Origin of the sequence: Exiguobacterium sp. s150, assembly GCF_018618435.1 — a bacterium.
GTDB lineage: Bacteria > Bacillota > Bacilli > Exiguobacteriales > Exiguobacteriaceae > Exiguobacterium > Exiguobacterium alkaliphilum.
In genome coordinates this window covers 11,849-26,319 of sequence record NZ_JACSMC010000005.1, presented here as the reverse complement: position 1 = coordinate 26,319, position 14,471 = coordinate 11,849, and the positions used below count along the sequence as shown (strand labels likewise).

Annotated in this window: 16 protein-coding genes; 3 read left to right on the top strand and 13 right to left on the bottom strand. The window is 54.7% G+C overall.

What is annotated here, in order from left to right; all coding sequences use genetic code 11:
• Window positions 1-22 precede the first annotated feature (22 nt).
• Both KNP76_RS04320 and fadH read left to right on the top strand, forming a co-directional pair.
• Entirely contained in the window at window positions 23-1,093 is a 1,071-nt protein-coding gene (locus tag KNP76_RS04320) for an N-acetylglucosaminidase (protein ID WP_214842957.1), read from the top strand.
• Window positions 1,094-1,188: 95 nt separating this feature from the next.
• On the top strand, window positions 1,189-1,953 hold the full coding sequence (gene fadH / locus KNP76_RS04315; RefSeq protein ID WP_251137335.1) for a 2,4-dienoyl-CoA reductase: 765 nt from the start codon (window positions 1,189-1,191) through the stop codon (window positions 1,951-1,953).
• A gap of 31 nt (window positions 1,954-1,984) precedes the next feature.
• Here fadH and KNP76_RS04310 read toward each other — a convergent pair whose 3' ends face one another.
• From KNP76_RS04310 to KNP76_RS04275, 8 genes are all read right to left on the bottom strand, one after another.
• A complete protein-coding gene (locus KNP76_RS04310) occupies window positions 1,985-2,566 on the bottom strand; it encodes an HD domain-containing protein (RefSeq protein ID WP_214842955.1) in 582 nt (193 codons plus the stop codon).
• Window positions 2,566-3,240, bottom strand: a complete 675-nt coding sequence (locus tag KNP76_RS04305; RefSeq protein ID WP_034805984.1) for a metal-dependent hydrolase — start codon at window positions 3,238-3,240, stop codon at window positions 2,566-2,568. Before KNP76_RS04305 ends, KNP76_RS04310 begins: the two co-directional genes overlap by 1 nt.
• A 41-nt stretch (window positions 3,241-3,281) precedes the next feature.
• Window positions 3,282-4,004, bottom strand: coding sequence for an amino acid ABC transporter ATP-binding protein (locus KNP76_RS04300; RefSeq protein ID WP_214842954.1), 723 nt, complete (start codon window positions 4,002-4,004; stop codon window positions 3,282-3,284).
• Complete coding sequence (locus KNP76_RS04295; RefSeq protein WP_034805980.1) at window positions 4,001-4,660, bottom strand: amino acid ABC transporter permease; 660 nt, start codon at window positions 4,658-4,660, stop codon at window positions 4,001-4,003. Before KNP76_RS04295 ends, KNP76_RS04300 begins: the two co-directional genes overlap by 4 nt.
• Window positions 4,661-4,715: 55 nt before the next feature.
• Window positions 4,716-5,504 (bottom strand): transporter substrate-binding domain-containing protein, encoded by a 789-nt coding sequence (locus tag KNP76_RS04290; RefSeq protein WP_051622579.1) that lies wholly within the window; start codon window positions 5,502-5,504, stop codon window positions 4,716-4,718.
• A gap of 182 nt (window positions 5,505-5,686) precedes the next feature.
• Window positions 5,687-6,028 (bottom strand): DUF952 domain-containing protein, encoded by a 342-nt coding sequence (locus KNP76_RS04285; protein WP_034805977.1) that lies wholly within the window; start codon window positions 6,026-6,028, stop codon window positions 5,687-5,689.
• 56 nt (window positions 6,029-6,084) lie between these two features.
• Window positions 6,085-6,513, bottom strand: coding sequence for a BrxA/BrxB family bacilliredoxin (locus KNP76_RS04280; protein WP_034818132.1), 429 nt, complete (start codon window positions 6,511-6,513; stop codon window positions 6,085-6,087).
• Window positions 6,514-6,544: 31 nt separating this feature from the next.
• A complete protein-coding gene (locus tag KNP76_RS04275; RefSeq protein WP_371816156.1) occupies window positions 6,545-7,729 on the bottom strand; it encodes a class I SAM-dependent methyltransferase in 1,185 nt (394 codons plus the stop codon).
• Window positions 7,730-7,827: 98 nt separating this feature from the next.
• On the opposite strand from KNP76_RS04275, the gene KNP76_RS04270 reads away from it, so the two are divergent.
• Complete coding sequence (locus KNP76_RS04270) at window positions 7,828-8,601, top strand: sporulation protein (RefSeq protein ID WP_034818128.1); 774 nt, start codon at window positions 7,828-7,830, stop codon at window positions 8,599-8,601.
• A gap of 52 nt (window positions 8,602-8,653) precedes the next feature.
• On the opposite strand, the gene KNP76_RS04265 is transcribed toward KNP76_RS04270, so the two are convergent.
• From KNP76_RS04265 to buk, 5 genes are read right to left on the bottom strand one after another with little or no spacing between them, the layout of a single operon-like run.
• Window positions 8,654-9,976 (bottom strand): dihydrolipoamide acetyltransferase family protein, encoded by a 1,323-nt coding sequence (locus KNP76_RS04265; protein WP_214842946.1) that lies wholly within the window; start codon window positions 9,974-9,976, stop codon window positions 8,654-8,656.
• Between the two features lie 11 nt (window positions 9,977-9,987).
• Window positions 9,988-10,965, bottom strand: coding sequence for an alpha-ketoacid dehydrogenase subunit beta (locus KNP76_RS04260; protein ID WP_214842944.1), 978 nt, complete (start codon window positions 10,963-10,965; stop codon window positions 9,988-9,990).
• A complete protein-coding gene (locus tag KNP76_RS04255; RefSeq protein WP_214843094.1) occupies window positions 10,965-11,963 on the bottom strand; it encodes a thiamine pyrophosphate-dependent dehydrogenase E1 component subunit alpha in 999 nt (332 codons plus the stop codon). The genes KNP76_RS04260 and KNP76_RS04255 overlap by 1 nt, the downstream gene beginning before the upstream one ends.
• 22 nt (window positions 11,964-11,985) lie before the next feature.
• Window positions 11,986-13,395: a dihydrolipoyl dehydrogenase gene (gene lpdA / locus KNP76_RS04250; protein WP_214842943.1), complete on the bottom strand. Its 1,410-nt coding sequence runs from the start codon at window positions 13,393-13,395 to the stop codon at window positions 11,986-11,988.
• Window positions 13,379-14,470: a butyrate kinase gene (gene buk, locus KNP76_RS04245; RefSeq protein ID WP_214842941.1), complete on the bottom strand. Its 1,092-nt coding sequence runs from the start codon at window positions 14,468-14,470 to the stop codon at window positions 13,379-13,381. Before buk ends, lpdA begins: the two co-directional genes overlap by 17 nt.
• Window position 14,471: the final 1 nt, after the last annotated feature.

Below are 14,471 nucleotides of genomic sequence, written 5' to 3'. Positions count from 1 at the left end.
TTATGTTTGGAAGTGATGGAACATGAAGACAAAACAGAAGAAAATCCTCCCTTCCCTCGTCATCCTCGGTATCGCCGTCATTGGGTTTCTTTGGCTCGAGGGACGCTCCGTCGGCACGTATACGGTCAAGATGTACGTCGACGGCACGACCGAGACGCGTCAGTTCGAGTCGCTCGATGAGGCAAGAGCCTATATGGAACAAGGCGAACAGCGCGCCCTCGTCGGACCCAATGGTGACGTCATCGACTTCACCGGCTCCGGTATCGCCGTGACGCCGACGGACGAGGTCACTTACCTCTTTAAAGACGCCGCCTTGTCCGAGCGGCAGTCGTACGTGGCCGGAGGTACTCGATTGCGATTGCTTGAGCGTGGGAACGACCATTTGAAGGTGCGCATCTCAGGCGCGGACGTGTATGTGCCGCTCGCGAACATGACGCTCTATCCGGACGCACTCGTCGAGCGACGCGGATTCTATGAAGTCCGTGACGGCGACGTGTATCACACCGTCGAGGCGAACGACTTTTTGGCCGGCACGTTTCTCGTCGGACCGGCCGGCGGGGCGGCGCCGGATCGCTATTATACGGAGAACGTTCGCGACGTGTTTGCCTCGCCGTATCAATTCGCCTCAATCGAGACACCTGCCCCATACGGAGCGGCTGAACTAGACCGTTTTCTCGAGACGCTCGCTGACTCTCCGCTCAAAGGAAAAGGTGCCGCCTTCAAGGACGCAGAAGCGAAACATGGCATCAACGCCGTGTTCCTCCTCGCCGTTGCCGGGCACGAGTCGAGTTACGGCACGTCGGCCATCGCCCGAGACAAGTTCAACTTGTTCGGCTTCAAGGCGACCGATGACGACCCGAGCGGGAACGCGGCGGCGTTCGAGACCGTCGAGGCGAGCATCGATGCGGCGTCACGATTGTTCGCCGAGAAGTATGTGACCGGGGCGTATGCGCGTGGCCCGTACCCAGGGAACAAACAAACAGGCATCAACATCTATTACGCTTCAGACCCGTACTGGGGTGAGAAAGTTGCCGGCACGATGTATCGGATCGACCGTGCCCTAGGCTCTGCATATTATGAACGAATCAAGTGATGGTGCACACCATCACTTTTTTCATTGCAGGAATTTCCCCGTCACATCAAGAATACAGAAATGAATGACCATTCATTTTTAAAGGGGGAATATGTATGAAAACGATTTGGATTACAGGTGGGTCGTCCGGTATGGGGAAAGCGATGGCGCTTAAGTTCAAACAAGAAGGCTGGAACGTGGCCATCAGCGGCCGAAACGCAGAACGGCTCGATGAGGCGATGGCCGAGCTGAACGCGATCGACACTGGACAGGCGTTGGCCGTCCAGCACGACGTCCGCGATTATGATGGATGCAAGCAGGCACTTGAACGCATCATCGACTCCTACGGACCGGTGCATGCGCTCGTGAACAACGCCGCCGGTAACTTCGTTTGTCCGACGCTCGACTTGACGCCGAACGGTTGGACGAGCGTCATCGACATCGTCTTAAACGGCACGTTCAACTGCACGCATGCGCTCGGAAAACATTGGGAAGCTGAACAGATACGCGACGGCTCAATCATCAACATGGTCGCCTCCTACGCCTGGCAGGCCGGGGCCGGTGTCGCACCGAGCGCCGCCGCGAAAGCCGGTGTCCTCAATTTGACGCGGACGCTCGCGGTGGAATGGGGCTATCAGTTCGGCGCGCGCATTAACGCGATTAGCCCGGGACCGATTGAACGGACGGGCGGCGCCGGTAAACTCGCGGTCCACGTAAAGGAAGTGGAACGCATCCGACGGAACGTCCCGCTCGGCCGCTTCGGCACACCTGAAGAGATTGCCGACTTGGCGTTTTGGATGACGTCGGATGAGATGCGTTATTTGAACGGGGAATGCATCTCGCTCGATGGCGGTCACTGGCTCAATAAACATCCATTCTAACAATAAATGGCCGAGGAGCTCCTCGGCCATTTCATATGTCGCTTCCGTTCCATTCCGCCTCGAACCGTTCCAAAAATGTCAGGAGGAACGTATGGCGTGCACGCGCGATTCGTTTCGCTTCCTCCGTATGCATGCCGTCAAGAAGCCGAAGCAATTTCTCATGAAAATGTGAGATTGCGCTCGATTCTCCATATAACGCGGTGCCGCTCGCACCGGCGTATTGAAACGTCCGGGCGATGCCGATCGCCCCCATCGCATCGAGCCGATCGGCGTCTTGGATGATTGCCGCTTCCAGCGAGGACGGCGCCGAACCTTTTGAGTATGACGTCTCCGAAATGACATCCAAGACGTGTTGGCGCAACGCGTCTGACACGTCGAGTGAATCCAGATGACGTTTCACGAGTCCCGCTTCCCGACCGAGCTTACGGTCTTCGACGTCATGCAAGAGAGCCGCAAGCGTCACGACGAGTCGGTTGACCGCTAGTCCGTCAGAGAGCACTTCGGCCAGTCGCCTCACCCGTTCGAGGTGGGCGACGTCGTGTCCGGTATGATCGTTTCCGTGAAGTTCCGCGACGAAGCGTTCCGTCGCGTCAATCACCTCGTTCGATTGCATCAAATCTCAATCGTCGCGTTTGGTTCAATCAAGAGACCGCGTTGATGCAACTGGTCACAGAATGCCCGGGCATCTTGTTTGATTGGCGGGAACGTGTCGAAATGAATCGGGACGACCCGTTTGGCTTGTAGCCAATGCGCCGCGTCGAGCGCGTCCGTCGGTCCCATCGTGAAGTTGTCCCCGATCGGGAGGAAGGCGACATCGATTTCAAACCGCTCCCCGTACAGCTTCATGTCGGAGAACAGGGCCGTGTCACCTGCATGATAGACGGTCAAGCTGTTCGTCTCGATGATGAAACCCCCTGGCATGCCCATGTAAACCGGGGTGTCGCCCATGTCGAGGCTGGAGCTGTGAAACGCTTGCGTCATCGTCACACGGCCGAACGGAAAGGCGTTGCCACCGCCGATGTTCATCCCGTGGACCGAGAAGCCTTTCTTCTCATAATACGTGGCGAGCTCGTGGGTCGCGACGATTGTCGCCCCGGTCTTGTTTGCGATCAATTCCACGTCCTCGATGTGATCGAAATGGGCGTGGGTGAGCAAGATATAGTCAGCCGGTACGGTCGCTGGATCGACGTCCGTGTGCGGGTTGCTCGTCAAAAACGGGTCGATGAGGACATTCACCCCATCCATATCGAATAACACAGTTGCATGGCCATAGTACGTAATCTTCATCATGATTCCTCCCTTAACTGGTGTCAGCTGGAACGGTTCACTTACAAGACTTTCTCTAAGAAACGCTTCGCCCGGTCGGTCTGCGGGTTGAAGAGCAGGTCCGCGGGTTTACCTTCCTCCATCAAAATCCCTTCATCGAGGAAGAGGACACGGTCCGCGACTTCACGTGCGAAGCCCATCTCGTGTGTGACGACGAACATCGTCATTCCCGTCTCGGCGAGTCCTTTCATGACGTCGAGTACTTCGTTGACCATCTCTGGGTCAAGCGCAGACGTCGGCTCATCGAACAACATGACGTTCGGTTCCATCGCGAGTGCACGGGCGATGGCGACCCGTTGTTTTTGACCACCGGACAGTTGGCTCGGATAAGCGTTTATTTTTTCAGATAAACCGACCCGCTCGAGCAACTTCTTCGCCCGTTCGACCGCCTCGGCCTTGCTCACCTTCAAGACGTTGATTGGCGCATACGTCAAGTTGTCGAGCACGTTCATGTGCGGGAACAAGTTGAACTGTTGGAACACCATCCCGATGTTTTGGCGCGCCTTGGCGACGTTGGCACCCTTTTTCGTCAATTCGAACCCATCGACAACGACCGTCCCGGACGTCGGGACCTCTAACATGTTGAGGCAACGAAGGAACGTCGACTTCCCTGAACCGGAAGGGCCGATGACGGCGACGACCTCGCCACGCTCAATCGTCGTCGTGATGCCTTTCAATACTTCTAACTCACCAAACTGTTTGTATAAATCGTTAACTTGAATCATCTGCCATCACTCTTTCTAAGCCGTTTTTCAAGGCGCTGACCGAGATACGTCAACACCATCACTATCGTAAAGTATATCACACCAGCGAACAGAAGCGGTTCGAAGTAGATCGCCTTTTGCCCACCGACGATTTGGGCGCGACGCATGATGTCGAGCACTCCGACTGTCGAGACGAGCGCCGATTCTTTTGTGAGTGTAATCATCTCATTGACGAGCGCCGGTAGGATATTCTTGAACGCCTGCGGCAAAATGATTGACCGAAGCTGTTTGACATAAGGTACGCCGAGTGCGTCAGACGCTTCCCATTGCCCTTTATCGACGGCTTGAATCCCGGCTCGGATAATCTCCGAGATATAGGCCGCCGAGTTGAGCGAGAAGGCGATGACGGCCGATTGATACGGTGTCGTGATGAAGCCTGTCAACTGCGGGAGACCGAAGTGGATGATCGCCAGTTGTAAAATGAGTGGCGTCCCACGGAACACGGCCGTATACGCATGTCCGATGAAATTGACGAACCGGTTCGGGATAATCTTAAACGTAGCGATCACGATCCCGAGTGTGATTCCGAACAATGCCGAGACGAGCACGACTTGGAACATGACCGGAATCCCTTCTAAAATGTAAGGGATTGAATCATAAATCCGACTAAAATCCATTGTGAGTTCCTCCTAAAAAAGGCTGACCGATATTCCAGTCAGCCTCGTACATGAATTATTCCGCTGGTGCGGCTTCTTCTTCAAACCATTTTTGAGCCAACTTCTCGATTTCTCCGCTCTCAATCAACTTATTCAACTCTTCATTGAACTGATTGCGCAGTTCATCGTCTTTGCGGAAAGCCGCGGCCGATCCCGCTTCTTCTTCGTCAACGATTTCAAACGTCGACAGTTCGCTGTCTTGATCTAAGTATTTCTTCGCGACCGTGTCCTCGATGACCATCGCATCGATGCGGCCCGTCTTGATTTCTTGAATGATTTCCGGAATCTTGTTCAACGAGACGATTTCCGCCCCCGGGATTTGGTCTTTGGCGATGCCTTCTTGAATCGACCCGAGCTGGACGCCGACTTGTTTGCCGTCTAAGTCTTCAAGCGACTGAATGGCATCTCCTTTTGACAAGATCAAGTTCTTCGCTGTGAAGTAAATGTCTGAGAAGTCCGCGTTCTCTTTCCGCTCTTCCGTCGGTGTCATCCCCGCCATGACAAAGTCGACACGACCGGCGTTGAGCGCTCCGAGGAGGCTGCCGAAGTCCATATCTTCAATCTTTAGTTCATACCCCATGTTTTCAGCGACTTGTTTGGCGATGTCGATATCGAATCCGACAATCTCGTCCCCGTTCGCCGTGTCGACGAACTCGTACGGGAAGTAGTCTGCGCTCGTACCCATGACGAGCACTTTATCCTCGTCGCCTCCAGAAGAAGAGCCTCCCTCGTTGACGTCGGCGCCACAGGCGACCGAGAAAGCCGCGAGGCTTGCGATACATAATGCTAGAAAACCTTTTTTCATGATCATCGTTCCCTTCTCCATTGAGATGAAATAATCAGAACATTAACAAAATTATGACATATATGTGAATATGCCTCAATCGTTCTTTGACTCTTCATATGTCTGACTTGTCCTTCAACCACTATATACACATAATTATAACTTGTAAAGCATATTCATGCATAAACGACAAAAAAATACGGTCACATTCGCTCGTAAGCAAAATAAGTGACCGTACCGTTGTCTCGCGAGCCATACGGTTGGACGCGTTTGACCGAGGTGATTGGAATCGCACTGTAGACGTGCGGATAGCGTTCGCCGTCTTCATCCATCTCGTAATGCAACAAGCTCCCCAAACGCCCGACATGGAACGAGACGAGGACGACCCGCTCATTCGGGTAATAACGGCGCACATATTGCCCGATCTGCTGCGGGGTACAACAGCGGACATATCCTTCCGATTGAAGCATCGGTTCATTGATTTCACCGCGTGATAACGCAATCGTATACTCGGCTTCGCTCATAATCTTAACGACTGGTTCCATCGAATCGGTTCCTTTCTTAGCGAAAAGCGCAAAGGCGGTGCCTCTGCGCTTGTCCGTTATGCGTAATAAATATCGAACAACGTTTGAAGTTGGTCGACGAGTTCTTCCGCTGTCGACGACTCGATCGTGCTGCGTTCGACCATCGTGACGATGTTGCCGTCCTCAAGCAACGCGATTGAAGGTGATGACGGAGCATATCCTTCAAAATACTCGCGAGCCCGATCCGTCGCTTCACGGTCTTGACCAGCAAAGACGGTCACGAAGTGATCCGGTTTCGTCCCTTCCATCTTGTTGACATAAGCCGCCGCCGGACGGGCAATCCCACCGGCACAACCACATACCGAGTTGACGAGGACGAGCGTCTTCCCTTCTTTTTTGAGGGCGGCATCGACTTCCTCTGGTGTCGTTAATTCTGTATATCCTGCGGTGCGAACCTCATTTCGTGCCTGTTCGACTACATCTTGGAAGTATAATTGAAAATCCATATCGTTTCCCCTTTCTGGCATCTGTTCTTTCTCATTTTACGTCTTCTTTGGCCGGGAAAACAAGTCTATCGCTCAATTCCCGTTCGAGGAACGGGTCAGCCCCGAGCAGCGATTTGAACGCCATATAACGGGCCCGCTCTTCTGCCGACGCCTCCCGGTTTGTCAAAAATGCCCGAATCAGGATATTCTTCGGTGTATGTTCCATATCGATGAATTCGAGCAGCTGTGCCTCATATCCGACAAAGCCGAGCAACTCGGCGCGAATCGAGTCGGTCGCGAGTGAGGCGAACCGTTCTTTGATCAGCCCGTGCTGGAGCATCACGTCTAACGGCTTTGCATCGAGCTGACGGTTCAACTCTTTCTGGCAGCACGGGACGCTCAAGATGACTTGCGCCCCCCACCGGACGGCCCGTGCGAGCGCCATGTCCGTCGCGACGTCGCAAGCATGGAGCGTCACGACCATGTCGACCGCGGATTCGCCCTCATACTCGTTGATGTCCCCGACAAGGAACTCGAGCCGCTCGTATCCTAAATCACGGGCAATCCCGGCACACTCCTCGATGACTTCTTTCTTCAAGTCGAGGCCCGTGATGTGAACGTCATACCCTTTCATTTCATGAAGGAAATGGTAAAGGGCGAACGTCAAATACGATTTGCCTGAGCCGAAATCGAGAATGCGAATCGTCCGGTCCGTCGGCAAATGTTTAATCGAGTCCTCAATGAATTCGAGGAAACGATTGATTTGCTTGAACTTATCATACTTTTGTCGTTTCACGTTCCCGTCTTCTGACTGCACGCCGAGGCGGATGAGGAAAGGTACCGGCTCATGTAACGGCAACACGTACTGTTTTTCGCGGTTATGGGTCAACTGGACTTGTTTTGCCGTCGTCTGACGCTCTTTGAACGTCACTTTGAACTTCTTAGACAATTGGAATTGAACATCAGAGGACTTCAATTGGAACTGTCCTTGGCGGAACGAATCGAGCAGCGCAACGAGTTCTTGCATCGCTTCATCCCGCTGTAAATTTTTATGTTTCATCACCCGCTCATATTGGTACTCAAACTGTATATGATATGTCTCTTTCAACAAGACCGGCTTCAGTTTGACGCGTCGCAAGTCGCTCGATTTCGACCGAGGCTGACTGATCGTCGCCGTGACCAGCTCTTCGCGATCGATTGCCGTCTTCAGGCGGTCCACTAATTGTGCGTATTCCACTTCAATCATTCCTTTTTGATTAGTTTCGGAACTTTTCAATTCGTTCATCCGTACATACTATTACACGAAGCCGTGCAAACGTCAAAGGAGGAAGTACCATGTTCAAAAAACTGCTTTCATCAATCGGGGTCGGCGCCGCGACCGTCGACACGCGCCTCGCCGACAGCAACTGTCAGCCAGGCGGTCAGCTTAACGGAGTCGTCCATGTGAAAGGCGGGAACGTCGAACAGTCGGTCGACCGCATCTATATCTTCTTCAATACGCTGTACAAGCACGAGGTGAACGATAAACCGACGTACTCGACGTTCACGATCGAGAAGGTGTCGTTGAACGAGGCGCCGTTTTTAATCGGCCCGAACGAAGTGAAAGAGATTCCGTTCACGATACACGTCCCGTATAATACGCCGTTATCCGTCAGCCAATCCAAATCATGGATCGAGACCGGACTCGACATCGCGCAAGCCGTCGACCCGAAAGATGAGGACGCCATCGTCGTCAAACCGAACCGTGCGCAACAAACCGTCCTCGACGCCATCGACGCCATCGGCTTCCGCTTGAAGAAGGCCGACACGGAGATGTTGCCGGCCCGTCACCGTTCCGGCCGCCTGCCGATCGCCCAAGAGCTCGAATATTCCCCAAACGGGACTCGTTTTGGACGTAAGCTCGATGAACTTGAAGTCGTCCTGTTGCAAGACGAGACGTCACTCGACGTATTGATTCAAGTCGACAAGAGCGTACACAATTTAGGAAGCCTGTTCGCCGACTTGACAGGAACGGACGAGTCAACGCATCGCCTCAGCTACGACGTCAGCGACCTGACAAGTGGACGGATTCAACAAGATGTGGAACGGTTGATTGAGCGTTCGCTGTAAAAAAAAGAGATGTGTCCGATGTCACGCTGACAAAGGACCATCTCTTTTTTCATTAATAAACGCTAGACGTGTTCGGGTCAATCGACTCGAGTGACTGTTTCATCGCCTGTAAGAACTGACCAGCGACGAGGCCATCGAGCACGCGGTGGTCGACCGACATACATAAGTTGACGATGTCGCGGGCCGCGAACATACCGTTCACCCAGACCGGACGTTTCACGATCGACTCGACCGAGAGGATGGCCGCTTGCGGGTAGTTCAAAATCGGTGCCGATTGAATGGAACCGAACGCCCCCGTGTTGTTGATCGTGAACGTGCCGCCTCGCATCTCGTTCGCACTCAGGCGGTTCGTGCGAGCACGCGACGCGACGGCTTGTAAGGCGACGGCGAGCCCTTTGATGTTCTTTTCGTCCGCGTGTTTGATCACCGGGACGTATAACGCATCATTTGCCGCCACGGCGACCGATAAATGGATGTCTTTATGCACTTTGATGTGATCGCCTGCCCATTCCGAGTTCATCATCGGATACTTCTTGAGCGCTTCGACAGCCGCCTTCATGAAGAACGGCATGAACGTCAACTTGACGCCCTCTTGTTTAAAGAATTCATCTTTCAATTTGGCGCGTGCTTCCACGAGATTTGTCACATCGACTTCAATCATGAGCCACGCATGCGGGGCCTCGTGTTTCGAGCGGACCATGTTGGTGGCGATCGCTTGGCGAACGCCCGCTGTCGGAATCATCTCGACCCGATCAGATGACGTTTCCGGTGCAGGTGCTGGCGCAGGCGGCGCTTCTTTGACCGCTTCGGCTTCAGTCGGCACATCAAGCTTTTGTTGAACCATCGTCTCTTGTAGCGGCGCTTGGGTGGCCCCTGACTTCGCAGGACGTCCTTCCGATAAGTAACGGAGCACGTCTTTCCGTGTGATCCGTCCTCCGAGTCCTGATCCATCGAGCTCATTCAAATCGATGTCGTTCTCGTTCGCCAAGCGGATGACGGCCGGAGAGAAGCGGCCGTTCCCGCTCGGTTTGCGCGCCGACGAGGCCGTCACGGCTTTGGCACGTCCCTCTGTAACCGAAGTTTCCACGACCGCTTCTTTTGTTGATGCTTCTTGAACCGGTTCTTCTTGCACGGCAGCTTCGACTTCCATGACGAGGACGGGCGTGCCGACTGCGACAGTATCCCCTTCGCCGATGAGGATTTCTTTGATGACACCGGCACTCGTCGCTGGAATCTCGGCCGTTACTTTATCCGTCATGACTTCTGCTAGCGGTTCATATTCATCGACACGGTCCCCTGGTTTGACGAGAAACGTCGTAATCGTTCCTTCGGTCACACTTTCACCGAGCTGTGGCATTTTAATCGTCTGTTCCATAATAGCCCTCCTTAAAACGCAGCGAGCTGACGTGCCCGCTCCGCAATTTTTTCAGGCGAGACGATGAAGAATTTCTCCATCGGCGGGGCGTATGGCATCGCCGGAACGTCCGGACCAGCCAACCGCTCAATCGGTGCGTCGAGCTCGAACAGCGCCTTCTCGGCAATGATGGCTGCGACTTCGCCGATGATGCTTCCTTCTTTGTTGTCTTCCGTGACGAGGAGCACTTTCCCCGTCTTCTTGACGGCTTCGATAATCCCGGCCTGATCGAGCGGATAGACGGTCCGAAGGTCGAGGATATGTGCGCTAATCCCTTCAGACTCGAGCGTCTTCGCCGCTTCTTGTGCCATGTGGACACAGAGGCCATACGTGATGATGGTGATGTCGTCACCTTCACGTTTGACGGCCGCTTTACCGATTTCGACCGTATAGTCTTCAGACGGCAAATCAGCTTTTAAAAGTCGGTACGCCCGTTTGTGCTCGAAGAAGAGGACCGGGTCATTCGAACGAATCGCCGCTTTGAGCAACCCTTTCGCATCAACCGGGTCAGACGGGATGACGACTTTGAGTCCTGGCGTCGAGTTGAATATGCCTTCGACGGACTGCGAGTGATAGAGGGCACCGTGAATGCCGCCGCCGAACGGAGCTCGGATGACCATCGGGCAAGTCCAATCGTTGTTTGAACGGTATCGGATTTTCGCCGCTTCCGAGACGATTTGGTTCACAGCCGGCATGATGAAGTCCGCGAACTGCATCTCGGCGATCGGACGCATCCCATACATGGCCGCCCCGATGCCGACGCCCGCAATCGCACTCTCGGCAAGCGGAGCATCGATGACGCGGTCTTCACCGTACTTTTCAATCAATCCTTGCGTCGCCCGGAACACACCGCCGCGGACCCCGACGTCTTCGCCGAGAACGAAGACGTTCTCGTCACGCTCCATCTCTTCATGAATCGCTTCATTGATCGCTTCAATAAACGTTTTCATCAGTTATCCTCCTCGTACACGTGATCCATCGTCGATTCCGGTGATGCATACGGTGCTTTGTCCGCATACGCCGTCGCCTCGTTCACTTCCGTATCGACGTTCGATTCGATGGACGCGAGCTCTTCTTCAGTCGCGATACCATCTTCAATCAAACGGGCGCGGAACAGCTGGTTTCCGTCCCGATGCTTCAGGTCGGCCAACTCTTCGACCGAACGATACGCCTTGTCATCGTCATCGGACGAGTGCGGGACGAGACGTTCGACTTCAGCTTCGATGAGCGTCGGTCCTTCACCGCGCAGGGCACGTGCACGTGCTTCCTTCACCGCCGCGTACACCGCGATCGGGTCGGTCCCGTCAACCGTCACGCCCGGCATCCCGTAACCTTTCGCCCGGTCCGAGACACGCTCACAGGCGAGCTGTTTCGACAAAGGTACCGAAATGGCATACTTGTTGTTCTCACAGAACAGAATGACCGGCAATTTATGGACGCCGGCGAAGTTCGCACCTTCATGGAAGTCGCCTTGGTTCGACGAGCCTTCCCCGAACGAGACGAACGTCACGAGTTCTTCTTTTTTCAGTTTTGCTGCAAGCGCGACGCCGACCGCGTGGGGGACTTGCGTCGTGACCGGTGACGATCCCGTCACGATCCGATGTTGTTTCGAGCCGAAGTGACCCGGCATTTGACGCCCGCCCGAGTTCGGGTCTTCCGCTTTCGCGAACGCCGACAGCATCAGGTCTCGTGCCGTTTGCCCAAAATGCAGGACGACCGCGACATCGCGGTAATACGGCAAAATATAGTCAGTCCCTTTCTCGAGTGCGAACGCCGCACCGACTTGGGCCGCCTCTTGCCCTTGACATGAGACGACGAACGGGATTTTCCCGGCACGATTCAACTTCCACATCCGCTCATCGATTTTACGTGCTCGGACCATCGTCTCGAACATCGCAACCAAATCTTGTTTCGAGAGGCCGAGTTCTTCATATGAATTCACTGTCATTTGTTCCATTTTCGTTTCCTCCTTAGGCGTGAATCGGTAAGCCGTCTACGGCAAGTGCCGCTTCCTGGAAAGCCTCGCTCAATGCCGGGTGTGGATGGACGAGCTGGCCCATCTCCCATGCCGTCGCGTTCAAGACAAGGGCAAGACCGCCTTCCGTGATCAATTCGGTCGCTTTCGGTCCGACGATATGGACTCCGAGCAAATCATCCGTCTCTTCATCCGAGACGAGCTTTACGAAGCCGTCCGCCTGCCCTTCGATTCGCGCCTTACCGAGTCCGTTGAAGCGATATGTGCCCGTCTTGACGTTGCGACCTGACGCTTTCGCCGCCTCTTCGGTCAAACCGACCGATGCGACTTCAGGAACGCCGTAGACGCAACGTGGAATCAAGTCATAGTCGAGCGGCGTCGGCTCGTGACCGAGGATGGTCTCGACGGCTTTGACACCTTCAGCCGAGGCGACGTGAGCGAGCTGTAATTTACCGATACAGTCACCGATGGCAAAGATATGTCGTTCTTTCGTCCGATATTGCGCATCGACTTGGATGACGCCGTTCTCGACGACGATTGACGTGTTCTGTAATCCGAGGTGTTCCGTGTTCGCGACGCGCCCGACAGAGACGAGCACACGGTCGACAGCGAGCGTCTCTTCTCCGACGACCAACTCGACACCGTCCGTTTTGACCGTCGTCTGTTCCGGGTCGACCGTCACGTTCTTCTTCACGCGGACACCGCGTTTTTTGAGCAACCGTTCGACTTCACGCGAAACGGCTTTATCTTCGAGTGGGAGCAGACGCTCTCCGACTTCGATCAACGTCACGTCAACATCGAGGTCGACAAGCATCGATGCCCATTCGACCCCGATGACGCCACCACCGACGATTGCGATTGAGCTCGGGAGCTGTTCAAACCGAAGCAAGTCGTCCGAGTTCAAAATGCGTTCGTGGTCAAACGGCAGACCTGGAAGTTCACGTGGAATCGATCCCGTCGCGATAATCAGTTGATTCGGTAAGATAAGTTCAGACTCACCCGTCTCGTCCTCGACCGCGACCGTCCCCGGTTGCGGCGAAAAGATGCTCGGTCCAAGGATGGACGCCTTCCCGCGGAACACTTCAATCTTCCCTTGCTTCATCAAGTGTTCAATTCCTTTTTCAAGTCCTGCGACCAAGTCACGCTTGAACGCCTGAGCCCGCTCGAGGTTGAACGTGACCGTCCCGGTCTCGACGCCATACGCCGCCCCGTGTTTCGCGGTCTGATAGACGTGGGCGGCTTTCAACAACGCTTTCGTCGGGATGCATCCTCTATGTAGGCATGTCCCCCCGAGTTTTGACGCTTCCACGATTGCCACTTTTTTCCCGGCCTGGGCCGCCTTGATGGCAGCCACATATCCGCCCGGCCCGCCGCCGATGACGACGACTTCAAATTCTCGTGCCATGTGTATCCCCCTCATATTGTCGAACTGCTTCTTCTTGGCGGATGGCTCGAAGCGCGCCTTCAGCGAGCGCTTTCAGCTCATCTTCGCCCGGATAGACGTAAACGGGTGCGAGGTAACTGACCCGCTGTTTAATATAGTCGGTCAACCACTCGGAATAAGCGATTCCTCCCGTGAGGATGATCGCATCGACTTCCCCGAAGAGCGTCGCCCCATGCTTGGCAATCTCTTGGGCGACCCGATATGCCATCGTCTCGTAAAGCCGGGATGCCTGTTCGTCTCCCGTCGTCACGCGTTCCTCGATTTCAATCGCGTCATACGTGCCAAGGTGCGCATAGAGTCCACCGCGACCGACGATTTTCTGTTTCATCTCCGTTTCTTTATACCTGGTACTATAACATAGTTCTATCACCTGTCCAACAGGAATCGAGCCGGCTCGCTCTGGCGCGAGCGGTCCGTCTCCGTCGAGACCGTTATTCACATCGATGACCTGTCCCCGTGCGTGGGCCCCGACTGTGATCCCTCCCCCGAGATGGGCGATAATCAAGTTCAACGATTTGTAATCGCTTCCATTTTCTGTGGCGAATCGTTTCCCGACCGCTTTTTGGTTCAAGGCGTGAAAGATGCTGCGACGTTCGATTTCCGGAATCCCGGTCGGACGTGCCACGGGCTGGAGCTCATCGACGACGACCGGGTCGACGATAAAGCTCGGTACGTTCGAGGCGTTGCCAAGCTTATAGGCGATCAAGCCGCCTAGGTTCGAGGCGTGCATGCCGAAGCGCCCGCTCGTCAAGTCCTCCCGCATAAGGGTGTTGACTTCGTACGTACCAGACGGCATCGGCGCGAGCAAGCCGCCGCGGCCGACGATCGCAGACAACTGTTCGCCTGCGATGCCGGCCTCGGTCAAGACGGCCTGAACTTCTCGTTCCCGGTAGGGCAGTTGGTCTGGAAGTGACAATCTGGTGACGTCCTCTCCGTGTCGGACCGTTTTCGTCAATATCTCGTCTGAACCGTCGAACAAGCCGACTTTCGTCGACGTCGACCCAGGGTTGATGGCGAGGATGAGTTGACGTGCCATA

Coding starts and splice junctions, on each gene's coding strand:
- lpdA (WP_214842943.1), bottom strand. CDS start 13,395: ATGGCACGAGAATTTGAAGTCGTCGTCATCGGCGGCGGGCCGGGCGGA.
- KNP76_RS04285 (WP_034805977.1), bottom strand. CDS start 6,028: ATGGAACCAGTCGTTAAGATTATGAGCGAAGCCGAGTATACGATTGCG.
- KNP76_RS04270 (WP_034818128.1), top strand. CDS start 7,828: ATGTTCAAAAAACTGCTTTCATCAATCGGGGTCGGCGCCGCGACCGTC.
- KNP76_RS04320 (WP_214842957.1), top strand. CDS start 23: ATGAAGACAAAACAGAAGAAAATCCTCCCTTCCCTCGTCATCCTCGGT.
- buk (WP_214842941.1), bottom strand. CDS start 14,470: ATGGCACGTCAACTCATCCTCGCCATCAACCCTGGGTCGACGTCGACG.
- KNP76_RS04295 (WP_034805980.1), bottom strand. CDS start 4,660: ATGGATTTTAGTCGGATTTATGATTCAATCCCTTACATTTTAGAAGGG.
- KNP76_RS04305 (WP_034805984.1), bottom strand. CDS start 3,240: ATGAAGATTACGTACTATGGCCATGCAACTGTGTTATTCGATATGGAT.
- KNP76_RS04290 (WP_051622579.1), bottom strand. CDS start 5,504: ATGAAAAAAGGTTTTCTAGCATTATGTATCGCAAGCCTCGCGGCTTTC.
- KNP76_RS04260 (WP_214842944.1), bottom strand. CDS start 10,965: ATGAAAACGTTTATTGAAGCGATCAATGAAGCGATTCATGAAGAGATG.
- fadH (WP_251137335.1), top strand. CDS start 1,189: ATGAAAACGATTTGGATTACAGGTGGGTCGTCCGGTATGGGGAAAGCG.
- KNP76_RS04280 (WP_034818132.1), bottom strand. CDS start 6,513: ATGGATTTTCAATTATACTTCCAAGATGTAGTCGAACAGGCACGAAAT.
- KNP76_RS04255 (WP_214843094.1), bottom strand. CDS start 11,963: ATGACAGTGAATTCATATGAAGAACTCGGCCTCTCGAAACAAGATTTG.
- KNP76_RS04310 (WP_214842955.1), bottom strand. CDS start 2,566: ATGCAATCGAACGAGGTGATTGACGCGACGGAACGCTTCGTCGCGGAA.
- KNP76_RS04300 (WP_214842954.1), bottom strand. CDS start 4,004: ATGATTCAAGTTAACGATTTATACAAACAGTTTGGTGAGTTAGAAGTA.
- KNP76_RS04265 (WP_214842946.1), bottom strand. CDS start 9,976: ATGGAACAGACGATTAAAATGCCACAGCTCGGTGAAAGTGTGACCGAA.